The 22204-nt window shown below is 56.9% G+C and carries 20 protein-coding genes and 3 pseudogenes; 8 read left to right on the forward strand and 15 right to left on the reverse strand.

The features are described 5' to 3' along the window. Positions 1–38: 38 nt before the first annotated feature. On the reverse strand, positions 39–551 hold the full coding sequence (locus WDN02_RS06635; protein WP_337292743.1) for a GcrA family cell cycle regulator: 513 nt from the start codon (positions 549–551) through the stop codon (positions 39–41). A 461-nt stretch (positions 552–1012) separates the two neighbouring features. On the opposite strand from WDN02_RS06635, the gene WDN02_RS06640 reads away from it, so the two are divergent. Genes WDN02_RS06640 through WDN02_RS06650 form a run of 3 tightly spaced genes read left to right on the forward strand, consistent with a single transcriptional unit; the run spans position 1013 to position 4136 of the window. After that, positions 1013–2218 (forward strand): aspartate aminotransferase family protein, encoded by a 1206-nt coding sequence (locus WDN02_RS06640; RefSeq protein WP_337292744.1) that lies wholly within the window; start codon positions 1013–1015, stop codon positions 2216–2218. Continuing rightward, entirely contained in the window at positions 2215–3168 is a 954-nt protein-coding gene (argF, locus tag WDN02_RS06645) for an ornithine carbamoyltransferase (RefSeq protein WP_337292745.1), read from the forward strand. Before WDN02_RS06640 ends, argF begins: the two co-directional genes overlap by 4 nt. After that, complete coding sequence (locus WDN02_RS06650; protein ID WP_337292746.1) at positions 3165–4136, forward strand: Hsp33 family molecular chaperone; 972 nt, start codon at positions 3165–3167, stop codon at positions 4134–4136. Before argF ends, WDN02_RS06650 begins: the two co-directional genes overlap by 4 nt. A 486-nt stretch (positions 4137–4622) precedes the next feature. Here the strand turns inward: WDN02_RS06650 and WDN02_RS06655 are convergent. Continuing rightward, a pseudogene (locus WDN02_RS06655) lies at positions 4623–4769 on the reverse strand (transposase domain-containing protein); the annotation flags it as partial. A gap of 130 nt (positions 4770–4899) precedes the next feature. Between WDN02_RS06655 and WDN02_RS06660 the strand changes: the two are divergent. Then, positions 4900–5037: a hypothetical protein gene (locus WDN02_RS06660; protein WP_337292747.1), complete on the forward strand. Its 138-nt coding sequence runs from the start codon at positions 4900–4902 to the stop codon at positions 5035–5037. A 372-nt stretch (positions 5038–5409) separates the two neighbouring features. Here WDN02_RS06660 and WDN02_RS06665 read toward each other — a convergent pair whose 3' ends face one another. Beyond that, positions 5410–6435: an IS110 family transposase gene (locus WDN02_RS06665; RefSeq protein ID WP_337292748.1), complete on the reverse strand. Its 1026-nt coding sequence runs from the start codon at positions 6433–6435 to the stop codon at positions 5410–5412. Positions 6436–6532: 97 nt separating this feature from the next. After that, positions 6533–6724, reverse strand: a complete 192-nt coding sequence (locus WDN02_RS06670; RefSeq protein ID WP_337292749.1) for a hypothetical protein — start codon at positions 6722–6724, stop codon at positions 6533–6535. A gap of 154 nt (positions 6725–6878) precedes the next feature. Here WDN02_RS06670 and WDN02_RS06675 point away from each other — a divergent pair, with 154 nt between their 5' ends. Then, complete coding sequence (locus WDN02_RS06675) at positions 6879–7142, forward strand: hypothetical protein (protein WP_337292750.1); 264 nt, start codon at positions 6879–6881, stop codon at positions 7140–7142. A 167-nt stretch (positions 7143–7309) separates the two neighbouring features. Here the strand turns inward: WDN02_RS06675 and WDN02_RS06680 are convergent, their stop codons facing one another. From WDN02_RS06680 to WDN02_RS06700, 5 genes are all read right to left on the reverse strand, one after another. Beyond that, the gene (locus WDN02_RS06680; protein ID WP_337292751.1) at positions 7310–7552 is read right to left on the reverse strand and encodes a hypothetical protein; all 243 of its coding nucleotides are present in this window, start codon (positions 7550–7552) and stop codon (positions 7310–7312) included. A 453-nt stretch (positions 7553–8005) separates the two neighbouring features. Further along, complete coding sequence (locus WDN02_RS06685) at positions 8006–8452, reverse strand: PIN domain-containing protein (RefSeq protein WP_337292752.1); 447 nt, start codon at positions 8450–8452, stop codon at positions 8006–8008. Then, positions 8449–8694, reverse strand: coding sequence for a type II toxin-antitoxin system prevent-host-death family antitoxin (locus WDN02_RS06690; protein ID WP_337292753.1), 246 nt, complete (start codon positions 8692–8694; stop codon positions 8449–8451). Before WDN02_RS06690 ends, WDN02_RS06685 begins: the two co-directional genes overlap by 4 nt. A 725-nt stretch (positions 8695–9419) precedes the next feature. Then, positions 9420–10004: a glutathione S-transferase N-terminal domain-containing protein gene (locus tag WDN02_RS06695; RefSeq protein WP_337292754.1), complete on the reverse strand. Its 585-nt coding sequence runs from the start codon at positions 10002–10004 to the stop codon at positions 9420–9422. A gap of 344 nt (positions 10005–10348) precedes the next feature. Further along, entirely contained in the window at positions 10349–11122 is a 774-nt protein-coding gene (locus tag WDN02_RS06700) for a hypothetical protein (RefSeq protein ID WP_337292755.1), read from the reverse strand. Positions 11123–11469: 347 nt separating this feature from the next. On the opposite strand from WDN02_RS06700, the gene WDN02_RS06705 reads away from it, so the two are divergent. Beyond that, positions 11470–12564 carry an IS5 family transposase gene (locus WDN02_RS06705; RefSeq protein WP_337292413.1) on the forward strand — a complete coding sequence of 365 codons (1095 nt, stop codon included), beginning with the start codon at positions 11470–11472 and terminating at the stop codon, positions 12562–12564. 245 nt (positions 12565–12809) lie between these two features. Here the strand turns inward: WDN02_RS06705 and WDN02_RS06710 are convergent, their stop codons facing one another. The 4 genes and pseudogenes from WDN02_RS06710 to WDN02_RS06725 all read right to left on the reverse strand — a co-directional run. After that, a complete protein-coding gene (locus WDN02_RS06710) occupies positions 12810–14222 on the reverse strand; it encodes a hypothetical protein (RefSeq protein ID WP_337292756.1) in 1413 nt (470 codons plus the stop codon). A 535-nt stretch (positions 14223–14757) separates the two neighbouring features. Then, positions 14758–16026 carry a hypothetical protein gene (locus WDN02_RS06715; RefSeq protein WP_337292757.1) on the reverse strand — a complete coding sequence of 423 codons (1269 nt, stop codon included), beginning with the start codon at positions 16024–16026 and terminating at the stop codon, positions 14758–14760. A 587-nt stretch (positions 16027–16613) separates the two neighbouring features. Next, complete coding sequence (locus WDN02_RS06720) at positions 16614–17585, reverse strand: hypothetical protein (protein WP_337292758.1); 972 nt, start codon at positions 17583–17585, stop codon at positions 16614–16616. A 569-nt stretch (positions 17586–18154) separates the two neighbouring features. Next, positions 18155–18469, reverse strand: a pseudogene (locus WDN02_RS06725) (integrase core domain-containing protein); the annotation flags it as partial. 207 nt (positions 18470–18676) lie between these two features. On the opposite strand from WDN02_RS06725, the gene WDN02_RS06730 reads away from it, so the two are divergent. Next, positions 18677–19969, forward strand: a complete 1293-nt coding sequence (locus WDN02_RS06730; protein ID WP_337292759.1) for an IS110 family transposase — start codon at positions 18677–18679, stop codon at positions 19967–19969. A 257-nt stretch (positions 19970–20226) separates the two neighbouring features. On the opposite strand, the pseudogene WDN02_RS06735 reads toward WDN02_RS06730, so the two are convergent. Both WDN02_RS06735 and WDN02_RS06740 read right to left on the reverse strand, forming a co-directional pair. Beyond that, positions 20227–20817, reverse strand: a pseudogene (locus WDN02_RS06735) (IS481 family transposase); the annotation flags it as partial. 57 nt (positions 20818–20874) lie between these two features. Beyond that, a complete protein-coding gene (locus WDN02_RS06740) occupies positions 20875–21072 on the reverse strand; it encodes a hypothetical protein (protein ID WP_337292760.1) in 198 nt (65 codons plus the stop codon). Positions 21073–21348: 276 nt separating this feature from the next. On the opposite strand from WDN02_RS06740, the gene WDN02_RS06745 reads away from it, so the two are divergent. After that, entirely contained in the window at positions 21349–22194 is an 846-nt protein-coding gene (locus WDN02_RS06745) for a glycosyltransferase (protein WP_337292761.1), read from the forward strand. The last annotated feature ends 10 nt before the right edge of the window (positions 22195–22204 follow it).

Raw genomic sequence — 22204 nt, forward strand, 5'->3', positions numbered from 1 at the left:
GCCGGACGTAGTCCGACCGATTGGCCTTGCGACGCTGATCAGGCCGATTGCAGGCGCCGGCGGCGATCCTGCACCGGCTGGTAGGCGATGCGGGCGTGATAGCTGCAATAGGGCCCGCTCTGATTGGCGCCCTTCTTGCCGCCGCAGAAGCGGAACTCGCCGGAGGATGGATCGCCCATCGGCCAACGGCACATGGATTCCTTCAGCTCCATGATTGTGACCATTTCGGACATCGGGATCACGACATCCTCCTCCCGCGGTGCCGGGAGATGCGCTTCGATCGGCTGCGATTTGAGCGCGAGCGCCGTATTCCCGCGCATCATCGGCGCGCTCATACGCTGGTGGACGACTGGCCGCGCCGTCTTCACCTTGGGCCGGACAGAGGCCGGAACCGCCGCCTTGACCCGCCCGGACATGCCGAGCCGGTGGACTTTGCCAATGACGGCATTGCGGCTGATGCCGTTTGCTAGTTCGCGCGCGATCTGGCTGGCGCTGAGCCCTTCGAGCCAGAGCTTACGCAGGAGCTCAATTCGTTCATCGGTCCAGGACATTCAGTCCTCCTCGATTTTGATCGGAAAGTTTGGCTGAACGCGATTGACGCAATCCGGCGCTCCTAAAGCGACGGGCGGAATCCGGAATCGACGCAGCGCCGGAAAACCGGCGTCGTACAAGAAGTTATGCATTTGAAAGGCCCGCCGCACGAGATGTCGTAGTCGACCTCTGGGAAGCTACACTAGCCGTTGAATCTTGCGCAAGAGTCGCCATGTCTTGCCGCACAACGTTTTCAACAAGCGTCCAGGTCGGACGGGCGCCCGCGTCATTGTGACTCGGGGCTGGTGGCGCGAAAGATCGCCGTTTGTGGTTGGGGCGATGATTTGACCGCTGTGCGCGGGCCCCGTAAAATACAAATTCGTGTTGCCGCTCCCCCGGGGCGGCACTTTTCTTTGGGAGATCGCCCAATCCGGCGTCACGGGCAGGACCGCGCACCGGATTCTTTGCTGGAGCTTTTGCCGTGGCCTCGTCGCTTCTACCCACCTATGCGCGCTTCAATCTCGCTTTCGAGCGGGGAGAGGGCGCCTGGCTCTATGCGACGAACGGCGAGAAATATCTCGATTTCGGTGCTGGTATCGCTGTTGTAAGTGTGGGCCATTCGCATCCGCATCTCGTCAAGGCTTTGACGGAGCAGGGCGAGAAGCTCTGGCACGTGTCCAATCTTTTCGAGATTCCGCAGGCGGAACGGCTGGGCGCGCGGCTTGCCGCGGAAAGCTTCGCCGATCTGGTGTTCTTTACCAATTCCGGCACCGAGGCGATGGAAGGCGCGATCAAGACGGCGCGTCGCCACCAATTCGTCAGCGGCCATCCGGAGCGCTATCGGATCATCAGCTTCCTGGGCGCCTTTCACGGCCGCACGCTCGCGGCAGTGGCCGCCGGTGGCAATCCAAAATATCTCGAAGGCTTCGGGCCGCCACATGAGGGTTTCGATCCCGTCCCCTTCGGCGACCTCGCGGCGGTGAAGGCTGCGATCACGTCGCAGACGGCAGCGATCCTCATCGAGCCGATACAAGGCGAGGGCGGCGTCCGCGTCGCGACACCGGAATTCCTCGAAGCCTTGCGCGCGCTCTGCGATGGGCACGGGCTTTTGCTCATCCTAGACGAAGTGCAAAGCGGCATGGGTCGCACCGGCAAACTCTTTGCCTATGAGCATTCGCGTGCTGCGCCGGACATCATGACTCTTGCCAAGGGCATTGGCGGCGGTTTTCCGCTCGGTGCGTTCCTCACCACGCGTAAAGTCGGTGAATGCATGACGCCTGGCACGCATGGCACGACCTATGGCGGTAATCCTCTGGCGACGGCGGTGGGCAACGCGGTGCTGGACCTGATTCTGGCCGATGGTTTTCTCACCCATGTCACCAAAATGGGCGCAGCGCTCAGCCATGGCTTGCGCGAATTGCAGAAGCGCTATCCTGACGTGGTCGAGGACGTGCGCGGCATGGGCCTGATGTCCGGCATCAAGGTTGCGGGGCCGGTGATCGAATTCGTCAACGCGACGCTGGCGGAAAAGCTGATCACCATCCCGGCGAGCGATAATGTCGTGCGCCTGTTGCCGCCGCTGACGGTCACCGAAGTCGAAATCGCGTTGGCGCTGACCCGGCTCAACGCCGTGGCGGAGACTCTTTCTGTGGCGCGGGCGAAGGCCGCGCGGCGGGGGGCCGCATGACCAGTTCGGCTTTATTGCTGGAAACCGCGCCGAAGCATTTCCTCGACCTCTCGGAAGTGTCGGCCGAGGAATTGCGGCGCATCCTGTCGCTCGCCGGCAAGATCAAGAGCCTGCGGCGTAAGGGTCATCTCGCCGACGTGCGGCCGCTGACCGGCAAAGTGCTGGCGATGATCTTCGACAAGCCCTCGACCCGCACGCGCGTCTCCTTCGATGTGGCGATGCGTGAGCTCGGCGGTGAAACGATCATGCTGACCGGCAAGGAAATGCAGCTTGGCCGCGGTGAGACGATCGCGGATACGGCGCGGGTGCTCTCCCGGTTCATCGACGCCATCGTCATCCGCGTGCTCGACCATAGCGAACTCGCCGAGCTGGCGCGCAACGCCGAAGTACCGGTCGTCAATGGCTTGACCAAGAAATCGCATCCCTGCCAGGTGATGGCGGACGTGCTGACGTTTGAGGAGCATCGTGGGCCGATCAAGGATCGCACGGTTGCCTGGACCGGCGATGCCAACAATGTCCTCACGAGTTGGATCCAGGCGGCACAGCGGTTTGATTTCACCATCAATGTCGCGTCACCGGCAGAACTCGACGTCCCGCTTGAAGTCAAATCCTGGGCGAAGACGAATAATGCGCGGCTCAATATCACGCGCGATCCTTACGAGGCGGTGCGGGGCGCCGATGCGGTGATCTCGGATTGCTGGGTGTCGATGGGCGATAAGGACGAGAACTTTCGTCACAATTTGCTCGCGCCCTATCAGGTCAATTCCAAATTGATGCAGGCCGCGGCCAAGGACGCGATCTTCATGCATTGCCTTCCCGCGCATCGCGGCGAGGAGGTGACCGACGACGTGATCGACGGACCGCAATCGGTTGTCTTCGACGAGGCCGAGAACCGTCTGCATGCGCAGAAAGGCATTCTCGCCTGGTGTTTCGACGCGGTGGCGGGATGAGCGAGGCGGAAACGCCGCTGCGGCCTGTCTCCGATCAGGCTTACGATGATACGGTTCTGCCGTTCGCGGTTGAGCCGCTCGATGTGCGTGGCCGCGTTGTGCGTCTCGGACCGGCGATCGACGAAATTCTCACCCGTCATGCTTACCCGCCGCCGGTCGCGCGGCTTGTCGGCGAGGCGGCGGCGCTCACGGTTCTTCTGGGCGCGGCGCTGAAATCGGAAGGCCGGCTGCAATTGCAGACCCGCAGCGATGGCATCGTCGATATGATTGTCGTCGATTTCGACGCGCCGGACCGGTTGCGCGCTTTTGCTCGATTCGATGAGGCCAAGCTTGCCGAGATGGCGCCTGGCGCCGAATTGCTCGGCCACGGACATCTGGCGCTGACGATCGAGCAGGGCAGCGATGTCGCGCGCTATCAAGGCGTCGTGGCGCTTGAAGGTCAGGGCCTGGGCGAGGCGGCGCATCAATATTTCCGCCAATCCGAACAGATTCCGACCTTCGTGCGTCTCGCCGTCGCCGAGAGTCTGACGGGTGCGGGAACGAGTTGGCGGGCGGGCGGCCTGCTTCTGCAATTTTTGCCGGCTTCGGTCGAGCGCCAGCGCCAGGCGGATCTTGCGCCGGGCGACGCGCCCCAAGGTGCTATTTTGCCTGAGACACTTGAGGACGATGCCTGGGCGGAGGCGAAAGCCGTCGCTGCGACGGTGGAAGATCACGAATTGGTCGATCCCGGCCTTTCGAGCGAACGGCTGCTGTTCCGGCTGTTTCACGAGCGTGGGGTCAGGGTTTTCGGACCGCAGGCCATCCGCGCGGCTTGCCGGTGCTCGGACGAGCGCATCGCCGCCATGCTGCGCAATTTCACGCAAGCTGAGCGTGACGACATGGTCGGCGAAAACGGCAAGATTGGCGTCACCTGCGAATTCTGCTCGACCCATCGCGAATTCGAGCCAAAAGATTTTGCCGTGGAATAGTCGAGTGTGATCGAGGCCGTTCCGATCATATTATCGACGCGCTCCACCCATGTGGTCGTTGCAATTTCTGGCTATCCGGATTTCGGCGTGGAAGTCCGTCATAGGATTCCTCTGTCATTCGTTTATGTAGCGCTCCGACACGGCGTTCGCCCGGCATCAACTTCGACGGTAGCGGCGCGACGTTGCGTTCGCGTCAATCGAGGAAGCGGAAAAGCAAAGAAGCGCGGAAGCGCAGAAAAGGCTACGGCGGTTAACCAGCCTGCGGTCTCTTGGGAGTTGCCGCCAGCGCAACAGTAAGCGCGCGCCACGTGGCCGCAACCTTCTCAGTCAGGCCGGGCAGAAAGTCTTTGATCGTGCGCCAAACGATCGCCAGGTTGATGCTGTCGTAACCGTGGGACACGACGTTTCGCATTTCATAGGCTTTGCTAAGGTGTACGCATCCGGTTTGCACCGCAGGCGGATCTGGGTTCGACGAAGGGTAGTTGTTTAGGCGGCCACAGCCTTCGCGGATTGGCGCGCAGCTTTCCATGCCCATGGCAATAGTTGGCTGATCTCCTTTGCCGGATGGTCGGGGAGGCGCGCCAGGACGTCGGTGAGCCAAGCCTGCGGATCGACGTCGTTCAGCTTACAGGTTTATGCCGCCCGCCGAACTATGCCGAGTCGGGTCGTTTTCCCCAGTTTTCTGGCTGACCGATGTTTGGTCGGTTCGGCATAGTTCGTTCTGTGCCTCCGCTGTCAACAGCGGAGAACAGGAAGATGGAAGTTGAAGAGTACTTGGGCAGAAGCCGGCTGTACCGGCGTCTCAGAAGCGGGCCGCACGGACGGCTCGTCGAGTGCTACGCCGTTCGTCTCGTCGAAGAGAGGCTCGTTCGGCATGGCGCGTGGCGTTGCCTCAACGTAGTTGGCGGGCTCCTGAGTTGGATCGCGGGCCGTCGCTATAGGCTGATTGATCTCGATGTGTTGATTTCCACTGAGAATTCTCGGTGGAAATAGCCCTCTGCGCCGGGTCATGTATGGATGCCCCCGTTCGTGCAAGGCTTTTTTCGAACGGCTCGAACGTGTGATCGGGTGCGGTCATGTATCAGGCCTTTTCGTGCGGCTCGATTTTGACCGCTGGCCGGTATGGAGCTACGCGGACCTGGTGCAAATCAGCTCTGCGAGCTCAAGGCTCTCTGACCCGGATGCATTCCCAGACCCACTGTCACCGATCTTTGTCCTTACCCTTCGTTGACCTCCTCACACGCCGACGGTCCGATCTCGCTGCCGGCTTTGCTTACGCGGCAACCAGACCGGAATCCTTGTAGCCTTCATTCTTCGTCATCATTGCCCAGATCGAACGTGCCATTTTGTTGGCGAGCGCGATCGCGACGAGCATGCGTGGCTTGCGCATCAACATGCGGGCTAGCCATGAGTTCTCGGCCGGCGCTTTGCGGCACGCCCAGCGGATCACGGTCATCGCGCCGATGATTAACAGCCGCCGGATATCGCGTTGTCCCATCTTCGAGGTTCGGCCGAGGACCTGCTTTCCACCGCTCGAATGCTGTCTAGGCACCAGCCCGAGCCATGCTGCAAAGTCTCGCCCTTTCCGGAACGTCGTCATAGCGGGGGCAAAGGCCTCGATCGCCATAGCGGTGATCGGCCCCACCCCTGGCATGGACATCAGCCGGGTCGTGCTCTCCGATCGTTTGGCTTCCGACTTGAGCGTCTTCTCCAAGCTGGCAATACGAGACGACAGCATCTCGATCTGTTCAAGATAAAGCCGTGCGGTTTCCACGACGATCAGGTCGAGGCCAATATTGTCTTCGATAGCCTCTGTCAGCGATGCTAAGTTTGAAATGCCCTGCGGTGCAATGATGCCGTGCTCAGCTAAATGGGCTCGGACGGCATTGATGAGTTGCGTTCTTTGGCGCACGAAGAGATCGCGCGTCCGAAAGAGCATTGAGCAGGCTTGCTGGCTCTCGGTTTTAGGAACGACAAACCGCATCGAGGGCCGCATGGCGGCCTCGACAATCGCTTCGGCGTCTGCCGCGTCATTCTTCTGGCGTTTGACAAAGGGCTTCACATAAGCGGGCGGCAGCAAGCGAACTTCGTGGCCGAGCTTGCCGATCTCGCGAGCCCAATAATGCGCCGTTGCACATGCTTCCATGGCGACAACGCACTTCGGCAGCCCCATGAAGAAGGCCAGAACCTGGCTGCGGGACAGCTTTCTGCGGAAGATGACACCGCCATCGGCGCCGGCGCCATGTGCTTGAAAGACCCGCTTTGCAAGGTCCAGCCCGACAATGCTAACTTCCTTCATGGATGCTCTTTCCTCTGAGTGACGTGTTGCAACATCACTCTGGCACATCGCGATGCCGTCGGGAGGGGGCATCCACTCCATCAGCTCTCAGTGGAAATCAACATGCCGGGTGTTCGATGAACTCGGCGCACTTCATATAGAAATGCTTGGCGGCTTCATCTTTGGCGTGGACCAGAACTGCCGCCATGCCGAGGCTTTGTGAGGCAATGGCGATCCGATGCAGCGCATCGGAAAGAATGTCGGGGCCGAGACCCTTTCCGGAATGGTCGAGACTGACTGCTAGTCGCAATGACGGACACCGGGATGATATCCGGCGCATTGCGTCGTACCTTGCGTGGGGCCGCTTCGCGTTCAATCGAGCCAGCCGAGATGCAAAAATAGGCGATTACCCGCTTGTTCTCGCAGACGACATAGGTGCGCGAGAAGCGGCGTGAAGTCTATTATTGGTTGGCTTCGGCAAGACCGACAACCAGCTTCAGGAATTGCCTGCCATTTTCCTCGTGCCGCTTGTTGAGGAGGCGTTGGTCGGCAGTTATGAAACGACAATCGCGTTGAAGCGCGAGCGCGAGATAAAAACAATCGTAAGCTGGATGATTCAGAGAAATTGCGATTCGGGCTGCCGCGGCAATGTAGGATCGTGTTGGTATAAATTCGATATCGATTGTGGTCGCTATAGCGTCTGCGGCGGCCTCGGCTTGCCCTTGTGAAATTTCGTTTCGCCGGTAGTTTTTCCAGAGGATGTTAGCGCATTCCGGGGCGAGAAGATCGGGAGCGATGAATGCGAGCCCTTTTGTACGAAGAGCAAGAGCTTCGGAGGTTCCATCTTCCTGAATGAACCATTTTATGACGACGCTTGCATCTATGACGCATAAAGTCATCGTTCATCACGACTTTCGCGAAGCAGGACCTCAGATGAGGTGGGCTTCTTGTCATGAGGAGTCATTGCTCGGATCTTTGCAGCAAGTTCGTCGAAGGTGTCGCTTGCCTCGTTGATCAGGGCTTGACGAAGGATTTCCCGGTGTTCGGCTTCGGCCGAACGACCATGCTTCATCGCACGCTCTTTGAGACGCGCAATGATTTCGTCGTCAAGGTTTCTGACAAGGAGATTTGCCGTCATTGTCACCCTCCGAAAATAAGAAATGCTATCATTTTGATATCATTTCATGCGGCAAGAGTCCAGAGCCACGGTTTCGGCGCCGTTTGGAGGCTAAAAGCGACACCTACGAAATCGCCGTCCCGTTCCAAAGAGTGCGATTTCGGTCGCGTTCCTGATGAGCGAGTGATCGTAACTCTCTGATTTGAAAGCCACATGCGGGGCGAATGCCTAACGTCGCCTGTTGCAGGTCAGAATAAACCTACTTTGTTGCTTTCTGAGGTATCGATCATGCAACGCCGTCAGGAAAGCTGGTCGTCGTTATGGCCGGTTTAAAATCAAGTTGTTGCTTTCCCGTAGAGCCCCGACTTGGGTTCTGGTCGCTTTCAGGGCTCCGAGCGGAAAGTGTTCCGGGTCGTTGAAGTCGCGAAAGCGAAGAAGTTTAGGAGTTCCCCGCTCGATTCAGCGAGGCCCCTCTCAATCGTTCAAAAGCGCCTCGAGCAGTGCATGCCGTTCTGACGCGAAGGGGTTAACGACGGTTACGCCGCCCCATGTAAAATCCTTCTGAAGATCTTCGGAGAGAAGTAATCGGCATCCGGCGTGTGAGGATGCCGACAGAATTACAGCATCCCAGATGCCCAATCGATGATCTGTTGCCAGATCGGCAGCCGACTGTACGACCTCCGCAGATGTTTGAACGAGAGGGAATGCATCACGCCAGCCAAGCAAGGCGTCGCGCGCTTCGCGGCGCGACTTGCCCGCTTTGCGAACGAGAACGTTAAACAGTTCACCAAGGACCTGGACCGGAATGAGCACGGCCTCCGGTGGAAGACGACGCACAAGATCGAGCGCAGCGCTCCGCCTGTCGGCACCGTTGACGCCCTCTGCGTAGGCCAGAATGTTGGTGTCGAGTGCAAGTTTCACTGTTGGTCCTCATACAGATCATCGCGCGTCCAGTGGCCCGCGTGGATGACAGACTGTTTCTCAAGGCGGCTTAGCAGCGCTGCCCGCGCGCCGGTTGCGACGTATTCATGCCCGGTTGCAGGAACGATGCGCGCTACAGGCCTTCCATGACTTGTTACGACATAGCTGTTCCCTTGACCTACACTGCGGAGGATGAGGGAGAATTTCCGGTTAGCATCCGCTGCCGGGACAGTTTCATCCATTGTCGACACCCTTTATGTAGTGATATTACCTACATAATGATAAGAAGTAAGACCGGCAAGAGTTTTGCGCGCCCGTCGCAGCCGGGCACGCGGTGTGGTGCTCGATCGCTAGAGACGCGTTCAGCACATGGCGCTCAGTACTGGGTTGGGCTCGGCCAAGAGCGCGAGCGCGAGAACGCAACATCTAAAAGCGCGTCTTATTCAGAACCTCAGAATCGGCATAAACGGCGGTTTGCTGATCAAAAGCGACAGACCCGAAACCGCTCGGGTGGCTCAGATTAAATATTATGCGTTGTCTTAATTGCTTGATTTAAAGGGCATTTCCGCCTTTTTACATTTCACTCATTACATCAGGTGATCCTGTGGGTAAGCCTTGGCTTGCGCCAGTATCGTTCCGTCTATGTTCGCCATTCGAGCAACGCCGGAGGCATCGAAAGCCGATGAAATTTTCCCAATCGGCCCAGCGAAGTTCCGAAGTTCCGATTATCTCGGGCCTTGCGCGAACTGGGAAAGTCCAAGCTGAGGTTACGGTCAAGGGCCTCGGAACGCGGCGCACCTCCACGGCATCCACACCGTGAAGCTGGCAAGTATGCTTCGACGTATCCAATCCAAATCCGATTGAGATGCTTCACTGAAGGCCTCCTCGATCGAAAATCGATGATGAAACCATGCCAGCGCGGAGATGCCAGGAGCGACCGTCCAGAGAGGCAAGACCATCTTCGGGTTTAAGGCAATGTAAGCCCGGCTTTTTCCGCGATGAGAACCTCCGCAGCTAGCGTAGCGACGACCGCAGGGCGCGCCAGCATCCGGGCGCGATGCGCTTCGAGCGTGGGAAACTCGCCAGCCACGAATTTGAATCGTGCCGCGAACCGCCAGAACAATCGGAAAAGGAAGATGTCGGCAACGGAATAGTCGCCGAGCGCCCATGCACGATCGCCGAGCCTGTTGGCGGCTAGACGGAAAGCACCTCGCACTTCCTCTCCATTAGCGCGTGCGCCATGCACAGTCGAAGCAAGGAATGACATCCAGGAAAGCGCTTGCGCCTTGCCCTCAAGACTCTCGGGAAGCAATTTTCCCTCGGGATATTTTTCGCCGAGATAGAAGAGGATCGCAAGGACTTCGGTCAAAAGCCGGCCGTCAATAAGCAAACTTGGTACTTTGCCTTCGGGATTGATCGCGAGGAACTCCGGTTTGCGCGTCTCTTTCGTGGCGACGAGAACGGGCTTCGCCTCGAAGGGCGCGCCGATCTCATTCAACGCGATATGGATGGCGAGCGAGCTCGATCCCGGCGAAAAGTACAAAACGAGCAAATAATTCTCCTCTCACGGTACCCGGACGAAGTGCGCAAGCAATGGCCGCTGGCGAATGGCACATTCATCACGCAACGACAAGAGTGATACGCATGCGTGAGAGCCTTCGCGACAGATCTCCTGCTACGTGGAGCGGAAATGTAATATCGCCGTCGCAAAGACGCGGCGCCAGAAGGGCTTTGGATCTGGCTCGTGATTCCTCTGCCGGAAGCTTAGGAGGTGTCCCGTAAACAGTCCGCGTTCATATGATTCACTCCAGGGGGACGACGGACCTTTCGGGGTAAACCGAAACTCCATCGCCACCTGGAAATGAACTTCTCACGATGACGTTTTAACGCGCTCGGTCAGGTCGAGGAAGCGATCGATTCGACAATCTTGCACAGCCGCGGCATGTCGGCGCGACGAAAGATATAAATCTCTTCCGCCCGCGAGACACGCGACTTCGCGCCATAAGCGTAAGGCGTGTAGCGATGCGCGCGCTCCAAATCGATTCCGAGTTCCGCGAAATGCCGCTGGCCATCAGCCGTTTCGAGCCAGGTCGCCAAAGAAATCTCGGACAGCGCCTCGCGCACAAGGCGCTCGAAAGCTTCCGTCGAGATTGAACGGGGCAGGCGGACACGCAGAGCGCGGGGTTCGATCCAGATCGGGCTGTTAAGCGCCCTTGGAAGATCGAAATCGAGCGTGGTCATACTCCAGCGATTGAAGCCCAGCTCGGTGATCATTTTTTTGCCGCGGCGATAGTTGGCCGCATATTGGTCGGCATCAAGCGCCGCCAGTCGTTGCAAAAGATCGCCTTGCGTAGTGCCGATCTTGAAAAGCGGCAGCGAAAATTCGCGCGCCAGCGCTTTTAAACCCTCACAACCTGCGATGTAGATGCGTACTGTTTCATGCGATGGCACCTCGGTCGAACCACAATCCAGATCGGATTGTTCAGGCGCGACCAGAGGAAGCTTTGGCAGGTTCGAGGCCCAATCGACGAGCAGCAGCTTCCGATGCGGAAAAGCTTTCGCGACCGAGGGCGTGGATTCGTCTCTTGCCAAGATGTCTGCGAGATATGCGTTCGCTCGCAGATAGGTATCGAGGGCTTTTTTAATATCGACGTTTGTCGGTGCAGGCATTTATTTAACTTTCTTTCCTGGGGGAGGTCATGGTCTCCATGACATTTCATTTTTTGGGCTAATCAATATGATGAGGTTAGCTGTCTTTGATCTGGAGGGACGAACGATGGTTTTAAACTCTATAATAAATGCTCGCGTTGACTTCGGATGAGAGCGAGAGCGGACTGTAATTTAGGCACCGTGGTATTGCTGCGCGAATATCACCGCGTATCACAAGTGCTCGGCGCCGCCGCGGCAGAGATGTGCATGTCTTGCATGTCTGAAGCAGACAGCACCTAGCAGGCTGCTGAAAAACCCTCTTCCTTTGCGGGGCTGATCGTGATTCCATTTCGTTGGGAGACAGCAGCATGCGCGGCAGTGACGAAGGTTCGGGACAGCTTTTCAGTTATGTTGATCTGGAGGCGCGGGTGCGCCGTGATCATCCGTTGCGAGTGATCCGCGCGATCGCCAACGAGGCGCTCGGAGCCCTGGCGGCGGATTTCGCGGCGCTCTATTCGAAGGTCGGCCGTCCGTCGATCCCGCCGGAACGGCTGCTGCGGGCGATGCTGTTGCAGGCTTTCTATTCAGTTCGCTCGGAACGCCAGTTGATGGAGCGATTGGATACCGACTTACTGTTTCGTTGGTTTGTCGGGCTCACCATCGACGATCCGGTGTGGGATGCGACGGTGTTTTCCAAGAACCGCGATCGTCTGCTCGATGGGGCGATCGCCGCGAAGTTCCTCGCCGCCGTGCTGGCCCAGCCGCGCGTCAAAAGGCTGATCTCGTCGGATCATTTCTCCGTCGATGGCACGCTGATCGAGGCTTGGGCCTCGATGAAAAGCTTCAAGCCGAAGGACGATTCAGGGGATCAGCCGCCGTCAGGTCCTGGCCGCAACGCCGAGGCGGATTTCAAGGGTGAGAAGCGCTCGAACGAGACACATGCCTCGACCACTGACCCCGAGGCCCGACTTTATCGCAAGGGGCCGGGCATGGAAGCAAAACTCGCTTTCCTCGGCCACGCCTTGATGGAGAACCGTTGCGGCCTCATCGTCGATGCCTGTCTCACGCCCGCCAACGGCCATGGCGAACGCATCGCGGCGCTGGCCATGATCGAGCCGCGCGCCGATCGGCCAAAAGCCATCACGCTCGGCGCCGACAAGGGTTATGACGCGGCCGATTTCGTCAATGAACTGCGAACCATGAATGTGCGTCCGCACATCGCGCAAAATATCAGCGGCCGGCGTTCAACCATCGACCGGCGAACAACGCGCCATCAGGCCTATTCGGCGAGCCAGCGCATTCGTAAACGGATCGAGGAGGCCTTTGGTTGGATGAAGACCATCGCCGGGCAGCGCAAGACGAAGTTTCGCGGCGTCGATCGCGTGGGCTGGGCCTTCGCCTTCGCCGCCGCAGCCTACAACCTCGTCAGACTACCGAAATTGATTGAGGAGATGACACCATGATGCCACCTAAGGCGTCGCTCATCACAGCCACATCCGCCGACCGTCATCATCGACAAAGCCATTCTCGGAAAGTCAGCAGCAACTCTCTCCGCGCCTGAAGCACCGCAATTTTTCAGCAGCCTGCTAGAGGCTTCTTATTCGATATTCGTATTGCTCGACTGTAAGAAGCGATCTTGTCAAAGGCGGTGATTACGGTGTTCAGCCCAATAAATCAGCCCCCCGCTGACGCAATATCGTAACGCTCCTCATGCTGCGAGGCTCCGAACACGGGACCGTCGGCTGAGACATTGTGTGGCCATTTTCTCGAGGGTGATCTGACGACCAGCAAAGCGACGTTCTCGAACCTCAGGGTCGATGTAATGTAGCTTCGAACATGATTGCATATGCGAGAGCAACGCGGAAACGAGTATGCTGTCGGGATCCCTTTCGTATGCTTCTGTGGCTAAGATCCGACGAAACTTGTGAGTAGAAATCCGTTGTCCAGTCCGGTTGAAGATGACCTCAGGAACAATGCGTTTAATGGAGCCGCGATGGAGTCCGCCACCCTGCCGTGATAGCCAAAGCGCGTCCGAAGTGCTGGATGGGCAGATAAGCTCGCGCACGGATGTTGAGTCCATGTAACGCGTCGCTTCGAGGGGCCTCAGATACCGGTCGATCAATTTACAGACCGCCCGCGGCAGGCTCTGAAAATAAGACCTATTATTCTTCATCAGTTCTGGAGGGAATACGACTGTATATCTCCCCCGAGAGTTTCGTTGGAGGGAGATGCCCAGCACCAGCGCGGAAAGATTTCTGACGCGCAGTGGCAGGTTCGCGAAGATAACGATAATCAGCCCATCCCGGAACTGTTCCGCCAGGGGACCAAACGGGCAATAGCGATAGGGGCAGAGACGTAAATCCTGAATGCGACGCCAAGCGTCCTCAAGCATGGCAGCGCCGATATCTTTCAGTTCTTTGCTTGAGATGTCGGGCTTCTTTGGCGGGGCCGCGGGGTCGCTTTTTCGTAGCTCTTTTATGCGAGCGGAAAGGAAATAATATTTCCTGTTAGGGGAGATATGGCGAAGCGCGGTTTGCAGCAAAAAAAGGTGATTGGCGACAGTACGCGGCCGGCATCTAAGACGCAAATCTTCAATGTAAAAATTGACGGCTCGTTTTATATCGCGCTTGTCTCGCGGCTGACGCCAAATTTCAGGTGCGTGTTTCATCAATGATCGCTGGAAGGCGCGGTAGGCATCCCTGATCGGCTTTTGCCTATCCAGTTCTACCGAGTTGGGTTCGCCGGGCTCGCGATCGAGGTCGTCTTTGGCGAGGGATGTATTGAGAATCTGCAATTCGTCATACAATAATTTATCATCTGAGGTTATTTCGTTCTTGTCGATCCGCGTGCTACATTGCGAACTTGAGGATTCTGCTCGAAATCTTTCGGCGTGCTTATCGATAATTGCAGCCGCTGCCGGGGAGACGAGCGCCCCCATCGCGGTGCTTAACTCCCGATAACGATCTAGCACTTTATGGCGGTTGTCGGAATTTCCGATATCCGCACGCCAGACTCCAAGAAAATCGGGGCAAATCAACGAGGCCGGGGGGCGGTGGCGCCAGGCGACGCCCGCGCGCTCAAGAGCACCCCAAAAGCCGCAGGCCGTATAGCGAGTCCCCATTCTTTTTCTCCGAGCGGTCCTAAAGGCTTGCTGCTCGGCGTATGACGCGTTGGGATTCAGCGGCGGCCCGGATAGGAGTGGTTCGATTAGCTTTGCGAAGCGGGGAGGCAGGTCGTCAAGAGGAATGGTGCGACGGCGCCTCGATTTTCCGCTGGGTGATCCCAACAGCTCAATCCGGTAGTTTAAGCGGCTCAGATCAACATCGCGATAAAACGTATCGTAAATCTGACGTATGTGTCGTAGGGCGTCACCTACTGCCTTATGGCTTGTGGTACGAAGGGAATGGGATACGTAATCATCAATGAGGTCCGCGCTATATCGCTTGCTCGGGGAAAGGGCGAGACGATCCGGATAGCAGCGCTCGATAGATGACACATGTCGACGCCAATGGTAGCCCATCCTTTCGGCCTCACCTTGTGAGTTAGCTATTCGTTTCCCGCAATCGACGAGTAGGCGGTGATCGGCATAACTCAACTTTGTGAAGGGGACCGCATGGATTGGTTTCGTTCCACCGTGTGAGGGGGCTGGCATGGACTTACACATCTTCGTCGTCATCGGAATTTTCCGCATCACGTAGAACCTTGATGTCGCGTATTAGCTGCCGATAATGGAAATTGAAGGCCTCGACAGACTTCCATTTTCCGCGAGCGCAGATCTCGTCATGCGGCGTATTCGCAAAAAGGAGCTGTATGACGCCGATGAGCCGTATGTAACGCGGGGGCAGGGTGATGCCCCATTTGCGCATCACGTACCGCGTATGTGGACGCGTAGCTGATTTCCAATTCCGTGCACGACCCTTGAGCGTGACGAACAGGCCGGTACTCCTGGTATCGAGATGATCAGCGATGGCATTGTGGTAGCGGCGAATAATAGCTCGAACTGGCTTAGGCCAGTTGGAATCGACCTCGCGACCAGATTTGTCGACGAGGCGCACTAAGCCGCGTTTTTGTACGAGACGAAGGTCCTTCAAAAGGGCGTATGGATATAGACAGAAAATCGAAATGACGAGGATGATGCCTGCTTGCGCCGCGTAGAGTACGGGCTTCGTCAAGTTTTGTACTTTTTCAAGACGATCAACTGCAAGGCGCGCTTTTCTTGCGATGGCCGCGATTTCCGCACGATCGTAATAGGGCGTGAGCCGCAGTAATATGTGATTCGGGATGCCGTGTGCCCGGAGCGTGATTCGCGTGCGAAAGTATTTCAGGCGCTCAAGAGCATCGTCATCGGCATAATAGTTCGCGAGATGCCTAAGCAGCGTAAGAGCGACACTGCGGCTTGCACTTGCCTTGCGAGTGGGACCAAAAGAACGCAAGGCGATTCTTATACACTCGGATTTAAGGAGATCCGCCACCGTGAACTGGCTATATCCAGCGGCTTGCAGCGCGAGCCCGATGTTTAAGAAACAGTTCGCGAAAGTTTCACGTGAGCCGGGTGGCATCTCTTTCAGGATTTCGCCGAACTCGACGCGATAGGAGTCGAGCAGTTTGTTCTGGAGTGCCTCGCGCTTGTCGCCGCGGGTCGGGATTCGTGCCAGGCGCGGAAGGCCGAGCCACGGCTTGCGCGCGCGCAAGGAATTCACGGCGTTAATGAACTGGTTTGTGCGATAGAGCCGGAGCGCCGACGATGCGCCGCCAGACACGATCTCCGAAAGCTGGCCCGTCAGAATTGAGTTGGTGATGTCTTTGGGCTTAATTCCGAGCGCCGATAGCCGACCCGCGTATTGCTGAATACCATGCCATTCTTTCGATGTGGCATGACGCTCCAGCGTCCGGTATGGCTCTGTAAGTTTGATTCCGCGTGGCATGGTGTGCTACCGCCAATTTGTCTTGTCGTGGGGGCGGATCGCTGTTGCTATTGCATGCGCGCAGCTGCGATCACCCAAGGTATGGATGTTGCGGTCAGGTTTGTGCCGTAAGGCATTGAAGAGCGGGGTAGTTTAATCAGGCTGTCGAGCTGGGGGGCCTCGAGTTGGACCGTGTGCTTACTTCGTGGGTGCGAACCCTATGGCGGTCACATTGTCAGGCTTGCTGGTTCTCTTCCATGAGAGCTAATGCGCTAAATTCGCATTTAGCTCTCATGACGTAAGTTCGCGGAAGAACCGCCGAGCCCTATGTGCGCTTGGAGTCTGGAGGTCACGTTTGGTCAGGGAAGCGGCAAGAAAATCGATTTCAGGCGCGTAGCCTCACCCGCTCTAGGCGTTCGAATTGGAGGCGCTACTATGTATGGTAGAAGCGCGCGTCGTACTTAGATGCGATTCAGATTGTTTGCGCAGTTCATTCGGCCAAATCCGCTCGCCAGTCTTCGGAATTCGCTAATGGCGCATTCTTCGAGTCTGTATATCGATCGGCAAGATGAGGACGAGGCGGCACAAATTTAACGCCGCCTTTGCATTCAAACGCGATTGTCGAGCGGATTATTAGTTCGCTTTAACAATGCCTTCAGAATTTCTTCCCAAATCGGGAGGGCCCTGCTTACCAGCGGCGGGTCTCTATCGACGTAAGAGAAATCACGGGCATAGTGTTCTGCGACAAATCGGCATGGGTGGTTCCAGAATAGCTCTTCATCCCGGGCGAGGCTTTGATAGGCGGAATCAACAAAACGCGAAAACGGGCTCTCCGGCGCGCGCGACGGGTCGACTCCGGTAAATCGTCGCCATGCAAACCCAAGTGTATGAACAAATGATATGTTCCACTGATTGAAGTCGGCCCGAGGGACGTAAAGTAGCCTTCTCTCCGATTTTAATGCGCTGATTTCGACACGTGCGTTCGATGCTGCTTCTTTCGCCGCCATAGCCCGGCGAACAAGAAGGAAATCACCGAACATCTCTGCTTCTTCGTTAGTAGGCGGGCGCCCGATCACTTTCTGTTCCGCTTCAGGCAAGTCCCGGACGAGCTGGTTTTCCATAACTTCGGTGTCGAGCGAGGCGGTCGGAGGGGAGAGGAGCGCGCGTTCGACGCCGGCCGTCTCATGCACGTCATGATGGACGAAATTCTTAAGCGCCTCTAAAGCGGATTCGATATCAGTGTCTAGACGGCCACGGATGCTCACCCGCCGCTGATGCCTTTCCTCCTCCAGTCGCGCCACCTGCAGCGCGAAGGGAATCCAGTGAGATCTTGTTTCTCGGAAAGGACAAAATTCGTTGAGGTCGTCTCTTCTAGATATTTGACCCTGAGCGCCGGCTGCAAATGGCGGGATTTTATCACGCAGCCGTCCCGCCAACTGCAATTCCTCGATACTGTCATCGACCGGAGTCCGAAAAGGCCGAGGTGGCGGATTACCAGGGACCCAGCTTGCAGGGAGTTTTTCTGCTGGCCAAAGAAAGGCTCGAGCCTGCGCATAGGTCCAGGCTTTAAACTCAGTCATTTCATCGCTCACGAAAGATGTCGGTAGCTCAGGAAGCGCGCAAATCCGTTGAAATCACGTTAGCATTGAGGAGGAATTTGATATGCAGTGGCCCCCCAATTTTCAAAAGAAAGATGGACTTCGGACCAATGGCGGGGCCGGGCCATGAGACGATCGAGTTTTCCAGGAGAGCGGATCATTTCGATCCTGCGGGAGCTGAAAGCTGACGTCACAACCGATCGCTAATATCCGGCCGTACAAAAAGGGACGGTTTCCGCGGGCCATCGATGCTGAAAATGTCGATCAGCAAAATCCTGAAAAGAATCCAGCGCAAATGCGGCATCAAAAATGCCTACATAGCAGCCCAAGACAGGTGGGCGGCTGACGCTGCCTCCGAACTCGATCCGCGAATTCCGCGTGGTGTTCCAAAGGCGCCGATAGTCCGCGACCGTTTGGCGATTTCGGCATTCAAGGAAGCAACGGTCGAAGCGGAAGGGCTCGCGGAGGGAATCGGTGGAACTTAGTAGCATCTCAAGAACACCCAATCGGAATTAACTCCGAGCGAGAAGAGCTGTTCCGCGCACGACGCTCTAGGTGTTTGGTCCCAAGGATTTCTGGAGCGGATTTAGCTTGAATCTTTTTGGGTCGTCTGTCCAGATTTTGCAAATATATTCGAAAGGCGTGAGGTCTTTCAGCGTCTTGAGGCGGCGGCCGTAATTGTAGGCGTTGATGAAGTCGATGAGGTGCTTTTCGAGTTGGGCGTGGCTCTCGTAATGATAGCGTTTGACGGTCGCGTCCTTGATTGTCCGGTTCATGCGTTCGACCTGACCATTGGTCCAGGGATGTTTGATTTTGGTGAGTCGATGTTCGATTCCGTTTTCTATGCAGCGCATGTCGAACATGTGCGTCATATATCTTGCCGTCGGGCCGTCCGCGTAGCGTGGAGGGAATGTGAACTGGATGCCGTAGCACCTCAGGAAGGATGAGCGAGCCGCCGACCAAGCGGCGCGTGCTGCCCTCAAGCAGCAAGCACGCGACGCGCGAGGCGGCCATGGCCGATCGATATGCCTCTAGAATGGTGGTGTTCAAGCCTCATTCCGGAGGGGCCGGTCATGACCAATAGACAGCCTATTCCGAACAATACCGTCCTGGTAGCCATCGATGTCGCCAAAGCCCGCAATGAAGTCCTCATCGAGGCCGGGCCCCAGCAACGCCGCCGTCGGCTGAGCGTGCTGAACACGCGGCCCGAACATGACCGCCTGGTCGAGACTTTGTTACGTTACGAGCGGCCGATCGTCTGCGGTTTTGAGGCTACCGGCAATTATCATCGACCTCTGGCCTGGCGTCTGATCGAAGCCGGATTTGAAGCTCGGCTGATCTCGTCCATGGCGCTCGCGCGAACGCGCGAGGCCCTCCACAATAGCTGGGACAAGAACGATCCCAAGGATGCCCAGGTCATCCTGCATATGCTGCGGATTGGCGCGACACAGCATTATCATGATCCTTTGAAAGCGGGGATCAATGATGTGCAGGAACTTTCAAAAACACATGAGACAATCTCTAAGGCAAAAACCGAGATTCAGCATCGGATCCTGACGCATTATCTGCCGCTCTATTTTCCCGAGGTCGAACGCTTTAAAGGCAATAGTCGGAGCGATTGGTTTTTCGCTTTTCTTGAGCAGTTTCCGACGCCTGCGAGTATCACAGCCTTGAGCAAGGAGGCTTTCCTCCAGGCGGCTTGGGCGGTGATTGGGCGGAAAGTCTCTAAAGAGCGTCTGCTCGCCGATATTTACGAGACGGCACGCACCTCGATCGGGTTGCCCTTGCCGCCAGATGCTCCCGCCATTCAGATGTTCCGGATGGTGCTTGCCGAAGCTCGGGGTCTGATCCGGCAACGTGGGGAGATCGAGAATCTCGCCGATAGCCTGCTTTGCGAAAACGCGGACTATCAACGTCTTCGTCAGGTTCCGGGCATCGGTCCGATCAACGCCCTGACGATCATTGCCGAAGGGGGAGATCTCCGGCGGTTCGGTCATCACCGACAGTTTCTGAAGTTCTGCGGGCTCGATCTCTCGACTTTGCAATCTGGCAGCTTCCGCGGCCAGACCAAGCTCTCAAAGTATGGCAATGCCCGATTACGCCGAACGCTCTGGATCGCCGGCCAGGTCGCGATCCGCCAGCGTGACAATAGCTTCAGAGATAAATACGAGCGCTATGTCGCTCGAGATCGAGACAATCCAGATCTCAAGCGCAAAGCGCTCACAGCAATTACCGCCAAGATGGCGCGTGTCGTGCACGCTGTCATCAAAAGCGGTTCCGATTACCGGCCCTTCATCGAAGCGCCGGTACCAGGCGGAAGAACCTCTCTCAGCAGCTGCCGTGAGGGTGCAACCGCAACCCTGTAGATAATGCTTGGGTCTTCCACCTGGGTTTGTATCTCGTATTGAAGACGGTCAGGGCCACGCCTTGCTGGACCCTATGTTTGCTATGGACGAGAACTTCCTTCGCCGGTGGATGCCGCCTGAAGAGTGAATGTTGCGAGTGGAGTGGAGTTCAATGAAGTACGCGTGCGCAGAAGTTGACAAAAGAGATCACGCAAGCCCATGCTTGCGTGTACAGAGGCATATTGTCTGCTCTCTCGTCTCCGTTCCTGAGATAGGACGTTGTCGGTCAGCACCGTGTGGATTTTGTAGGGGACAGCCTCAATGAGGCTTTCCAAAAAGGCTGAGGCCGACGTTCTTCCGGTCTTTTTGACCAGCTGCACGAAAGCGAATTTGCTGGTGCGATCAATCGCGACATAGAGGTAAAGCTTGCCCTCGGCGGTCTGGACCTCGGCGATGTCGATGTGGAAGAAGCCGGTCGGGTAACTCTTGAACTTTTTCTTCGCCGGTTTGTCGCCCTCCACTTCCGGCAGTCGGCTGATGGCGTGCCGCAGCAGGCAGCGATGCAGGGATGACCGCGTCAGATGTGGAATCGTCGGCTGCAGAGCGTAAAGGCAATCATCGAGCGGCAGCAGCGTATGACGCCGGAAGGCGACGATGATCGCCTCATCCTCAATTGAAAGGACCGTGGACCTCGGCGCTTTTGGACCGGTCGGCAGATCGGAAACGGCCTCCCGCTTCTTCCACTTGGCGACGGTCTTTTGATTGATCCCATAATGCTTGGCGAGGGCTCTCAGGCTCGCTTGACTATTTTGTATCGCTCGACGGACCACCTCTGTCGTTGTGGCGCTCCCGTGTAAAACTTGCCCCATAGCGCATCCTTTGAGTCTTCTGATAGGATTGCACCATTAAAACCTGGGATCAAACACCTAGAGCGCCGCGAGGCAAACTTTAAGGATCTGCAAGCAATTGGCGCGCAGATCGAGGGGATCGTACGAGCGGCTGCGCGAGGACCAAAGCTCAAAAAACGCGAAAGCGAGCTGGCCCGCCGCGGCGAAGAAATCGCCGCATGCGACCGAGACATAATGTGCGAACAGGAGGTACTCCTCGAGGCGGAGGTGACCCATTCCAATTTTTGTCGGGCGCTGGGTTCAGGAGGGCCTTCAAACGCTTGCTGAAAAGCACTCTTCAGTCTTACGTTTAGCCGGCAGTTTGCGCGGTGGGCGAGGCATTCGACGACGATACCGCTCGACCGCAAATCAAACTACAACGGCCCCCCTTGTTGTAGCATCGAAGGGGCCAGTACGTGAGCAACAATCTGTGGTTCATCTAAACGCTCGCTCTTGCGCTGGGGCCACGACGCGGAGGCGCAAGGAACGAAAATCGGATGCGGAGGTAACGGCTTGTCAGAGTTTTTTATCGTAATCCCGACGCATAATTCGGCGGATTATCTCGAACGATGCTTGGCGAGCATCCTGCTGACACAGCCAGGCAGCCATCGCGTTCACGTCCATGTCCAAGACAATTCCTCCACGGATGACACGCGCAAGATTGCAGAGGCGTGGGCCGCGCGGGGAGTAACGTTCTCGTCAGAGAACGACCGCGGTATCTATGACGCGATAAACCGCGCCGCGAAAAGCATACGTACCCGGCAGATTATGACATGGCTTGGCTCCGACGACATGCTGCTGCCTGGAACGCTGGCAACCGTGGCGTCGATCTTTAATGAACTTCCAAATGTAGAATGGCTAACCGGGCTCCCTTTCATAGGGCGAGATGACAAAGGAAATTTCACCCCTTGGGGACAGCAGAAGTTCACTCGAAAAAATTTGAGTGCCGGCTTGCATGATGGAAGACGGAAGAACTTCATCATGCAGGAAGGGACTTTCTGGCGTAGCGAGCTTTGGTTGGACAGCGGCGGCTTAAATCCTGAGTTTCGCCTCGCAGGAGACTGGGATCTTTGGCGGCGGTTCGCACGAACGGCAGCGCTTTATACGGTCGATTTTTCGCTTGCGAGATTTACCCAACGAGAGGGGCAAGCCTCGGCCGATTTGGAGGGGTACTATAAGGAAGTGGATGCTGCCAATCGCGAAGAAGCGGTAAAGGATAGAAAATTCTATCGTCTCATGCGAAGTCCCCAAGACGGGAGTTGGAAGGTCAAATCTGAGACACTTCGATTCTTCGCTAAGTCGCACCCGCACGAAAAACGCTTTTCGAACATCTTAAATAAGTTGTGGCCTCGAGCTTAATATTTTAACG

This window comes from Methylovirgula sp. (assembly GCF_037200945.1).
GTDB lineage: Bacteria > Pseudomonadota > Alphaproteobacteria > Rhizobiales > Beijerinckiaceae > Methylovirgula.

Excerpts from the sequence above, each read along its gene's own strand:
- WDN02_RS06635 (WP_337292743.1), bottom strand. The coding sequence starts at position 551 with ATGTCCTGGACCGATGAACGAATTGAGCTCCTGCGTAAGCTCTGGCTC.
- argF (WP_337292745.1), top strand. The coding sequence starts at position 2,215 with ATGACCAGTTCGGCTTTATTGCTGGAAACCGCGCCGAAGCATTTCCTC.
- WDN02_RS06650 (WP_337292746.1), top strand. The coding sequence starts at position 3,165 with ATGAGCGAGGCGGAAACGCCGCTGCGGCCTGTCTCCGATCAGGCTTAC.
- WDN02_RS06665 (WP_337292748.1), bottom strand. The coding sequence starts at position 6,435 with ATGAAGGAAGTTAGCATTGTCGGGCTGGACCTTGCAAAGCGGGTCTTT.
- WDN02_RS06680 (WP_337292751.1), bottom strand. The coding sequence starts at position 7,552 with ATGACGGCAAATCTCCTTGTCAGAAACCTTGACGACGAAATCATTGCG.
- WDN02_RS06690 (WP_337292753.1), bottom strand. The coding sequence starts at position 8,694 with ATGGATGAAACTGTCCCGGCAGCGGATGCTAACCGGAAATTCTCCCTC.
- WDN02_RS06700 (WP_337292755.1), bottom strand. The coding sequence starts at position 11,122 with ATGCCTGCACCGACAAACGTCGATATTAAAAAAGCCCTCGATACCTAT.
- WDN02_RS06705 (WP_337292413.1), top strand. The coding sequence starts at position 11,470 with ATGCGCGGCAGTGACGAAGGTTCGGGACAGCTTTTCAGTTATGTTGAT.
- WDN02_RS06710 (WP_337292756.1), bottom strand. The coding sequence starts at position 14,222 with ATGGGGACTCGCTATACGGCCTGCGGCTTTTGGGGTGCTCTTGAGCGC.
- WDN02_RS06715 (WP_337292757.1), bottom strand. The coding sequence starts at position 16,026 with ATGCCACGCGGAATCAAACTTACAGAGCCATACCGGACGCTGGAGCGT.
- WDN02_RS06720 (WP_337292758.1), bottom strand. The coding sequence starts at position 17,585 with ATGACTGAGTTTAAAGCCTGGACCTATGCGCAGGCTCGAGCCTTTCTT.
- WDN02_RS06730 (WP_337292759.1), top strand. The coding sequence starts at position 18,677 with ATGACCAATAGACAGCCTATTCCGAACAATACCGTCCTGGTAGCCATC.
- WDN02_RS06740 (WP_337292760.1), bottom strand. The coding sequence starts at position 21,072 with ATGGGTCACCTCCGCCTCGAGGAGTACCTCCTGTTCGCACATTATGTC.